Source organism: uncultured Rikenella sp. (assembly GCF_910577125.1).
Taxonomy (GTDB): domain Bacteria; phylum Bacteroidota; class Bacteroidia; order Bacteroidales; family Rikenellaceae; genus Rikenella.
Map to the genome: position 1 here is coordinate 1 of NZ_CAJTMN010000171.1, position 2,719 is coordinate 2,719.

The 2,719-nt window shown below is 62.2% G+C and carries 2 protein-coding genes; both read right to left on the reverse strand.

Going from position 1 to position 2,719, the window contains the following annotated elements; translation table 11 throughout:
- Positions 1 to 345 precede the first annotated feature (345 nt).
- Positions 346 to 1,698 carry a signal recognition particle protein gene (gene ffh, locus QZ292_RS10240; RefSeq protein WP_294601226.1) on the reverse strand — a complete coding sequence of 451 codons (1,353 nt, stop codon included), beginning with the start codon at positions 1,696 to 1,698 and terminating at the stop codon, positions 346 to 348.
- Between the two features lie 96 nt (positions 1,699 to 1,794).
- On the reverse strand, positions 1,795 to 2,496 hold the full coding sequence (locus tag QZ292_RS10245) for a Sir2 family NAD-dependent protein deacetylase (RefSeq protein ID WP_294601228.1): 702 nt from the start codon (positions 2,494 to 2,496) through the stop codon (positions 1,795 to 1,797).
- Positions 2,497 to 2,719: the final 223 nt, after the last annotated feature.

Consider the following 2,719-nt stretch of genomic DNA (forward strand, 5'->3'; position numbering starts at 1 on the left):
CCGGGGCGGAGTGTCTGCCCCGTTTATTCCGAGAGGCAACGCAACTGAAGACCGTAGCCGCGGCTTGTTGTACTTCAGGGAACCAGTCCTGTCATATGAAAATGTAGATACATACTGCGATACTCGATGGCTGTGGAGGCCCAACTGTATCCATCGTTACCCACAACGACCAAAGTTCCCAATCGCTCGTTGGTCCCATTACCGCGGTAGCCCGGGGCGGGGCCTTCGGGCACTCCGAGAGGGCCGTGTCTACCATAAAGGAATCGCCGGGGGATTTTCGATGTCGGTATGTAACCGATCGAAAATGTGTGCTAAATAAAAGGTGTCGGGCGGTGCCGCATAACCTTACCGCCGGCCGCGCCGCATCATGGCGGCTGCATTCGCCATCCGGGCCATCGCACCGCCTCCGCCGGCGACCATCTTCATCATCTTACGGGTCTGGTCGAACTGCTTCAACAGGCGGTTGATGGCGGCGACGTCTGTACCGCTCCCGCGGGCGATCCGGGATTTCCGGACGCCGTTCAGCAGGGAGGGGTTCTCCCGTTCGGCGGGGGTCATCGACTGGATGATCGCTTCGGTCTGCTTGAAGACGCTGTTGTCCATGTCCACGTCTTTCAGGGCTTTACCCACGCCGGGGATCATCGAGGCTAAATCCTTGATGTTTCCCATCTTTTTGATCTGCTGGATCTGGTTCAGGAAGTCCTGCATGGTGAACTGGTCGCGGGCCAGCTTCTTCTGGAGCTTCCGGGCCTCCTCTTCGTCGAACTGCTCCTGGGCGCGTTCGACGAGCGAGACGATGTCGCCCATTCCGAGGATCCGGTCGGCCATCCGTTCGGGGTGGAAGATGTCGAGGGCGTCCATCTTTTCGCCGGTGCTGACGAATTTCAGGGGCTTGTCGACGACGGAACGGATCGAAATGGCTGCCCCGCCCCGGGTGTCGCCGTCGAGCTTGGTGAGCACGACGCCGTCGAAGTCCAGACGCTCGTTGAACTCTTTCGCCGTATTGACTGCGTCCTGGCCGGTCATGGAGTCGACGACGAACAGGGTCTCGGAGGGCTTCACGGCTGCTTTGATGGCGGTGATTTCGCGCATCATCTGCTCGTCGATGGCGAGGCGACCGGCGGTGTCGATAATAATGGTGTTGAAGGTGCCGCCTTTGCTCTTGGCGTACCGGAGGCCGTTCTGGACGAGGGCGACGGCGTCGCTCTTGTTGTCGGGCTCGGAGTAGACTTCGACGCCGATCTGCTCGCCGAGGACTTTCAGCTGGTCGATGGCGGCGGGACGGTAGATGTCGCCTCCGATCAGCAGGACGCCGCGCCCTTTCTTCTTCAGGTGGAGGGCGAGTTTGCCGCTGAAGGTGGTCTTACCGGAGCCCTGGAGCCCGCTGACGAGGATCACGGAGGGGTTCTCGCGCAGGTTGATGCCGACGGCGGTGCCGCCCATCAGGGAGGCGAGTTCGTCGTGGACGATCTTGACGATCATCTGGCTGGGGTTCACGGATTTGATGACTTCCTGACCGATGGCTTTCTGTTTGACCTGGTCGGTGAAAGTCTTGGCGACTTTGTAGTTGACGTCGGCTTCGATCAGGGCGCGGCGGATCTCTTTGAGGGATTCGGCGATGTTGATCTCGGTGATGCGGCCCTGGCCTTTCAGGATCTTGAAGGAGCGCTCCAAACGGTCGCTAAGGTTCTCGAACATAGCTGTCTGTCTGTACTTTTCGTGGATTACGGCCCGCGCGGGGCGGGTGACCGGACAAAGGTACAAAATTCTTCGGAACGGCGGGAGCGGGGTTCTTTACCGGTGGCGGCGGATTAGGTCGTCGACGAGGGGGGGGACGCCGGCGGCGGCTCGCTCGGGTATGACGGTCAGGGGGTTGGGAATGGTGACGGGGGCGGGGCGGGGATCGACGAGCCAGACGGGGCTGGCGGGTGGAAGCTGGTAGATGAGGCCGGCGGCGGGGTAGACGGCGAGGGAGGTGCCGATCACGAGGAAGAGGTCGGCGTCGCGGACTTCGTTCAGGGCGCGGTCGTATTCGGGGACGGCTTCGCCGAAGAAAACGATGTGGGGGCGCAGCTGGGCGCCGTCGGGGGCGAGGTCGCCGAGCCGGGTGGGGCCGGGGGCGGGGACGATCAGGTGGGGGTCGCGCTCGCTGCGGGCTTTGCGCAGTTCGCCGTGGAGGTGGATGATGCGGGTGCTGCCGGCGCGTTCGTGGAGGTCGTCGACGTTCTGGGTGATGACGGTGACGTGGTCGAAGGCGCTTTCGAGGGCGGCGAGGGCGAGGTGACCGGGGTTCGGAGTCACGTGGTCGAGCTGGGCGCGGCGGGCGTTGTAGAAGTCGAGCACAAGGCGGGGGTTGCGTTGCCAAGCTTCGGCGGTGCAGACGTCTTCGATCCGGTGATTTTCCCACAGGCCGTCGGCGTCGCGGAAGGTGGAGACGCCGCTGTCGGCGCTCATGCCGGCGCCGGTGAAAACGACTACTTTCTTCGGGGATTTCATGGTGTGTGGAGGTTGTTTTTTCTCCGAAAGATACGACTTTTCGGCGGGTTTTGTTGTCGGGCGCTTTGAGGGAGAGGCTGGGGGCTTATTTGGGGGGGAGGTTGCCGTAGCGATGCGTGAGCATCGCTCGTCCATGGGATGTGGGGCCTTAGGCGGGCGGACAGAGAACGGTGCGCAGATTTGGGCTGAGCAGAAAAGTGGAAATGCGTAGCATTTCCCGTCC

Coding starts and splice junctions, on each gene's coding strand:
- ffh (WP_294601226.1), bottom strand. CDS start 1,698: ATGTTCGAGAACCTTAGCGACCGTTTGGAGCGCTCCTTCAAGATCCTG.
- QZ292_RS10245 (WP_294601228.1), bottom strand. CDS start 2,496: ATGAAATCCCCGAAGAAAGTAGTCGTTTTCACCGGCGCCGGCATGAGC.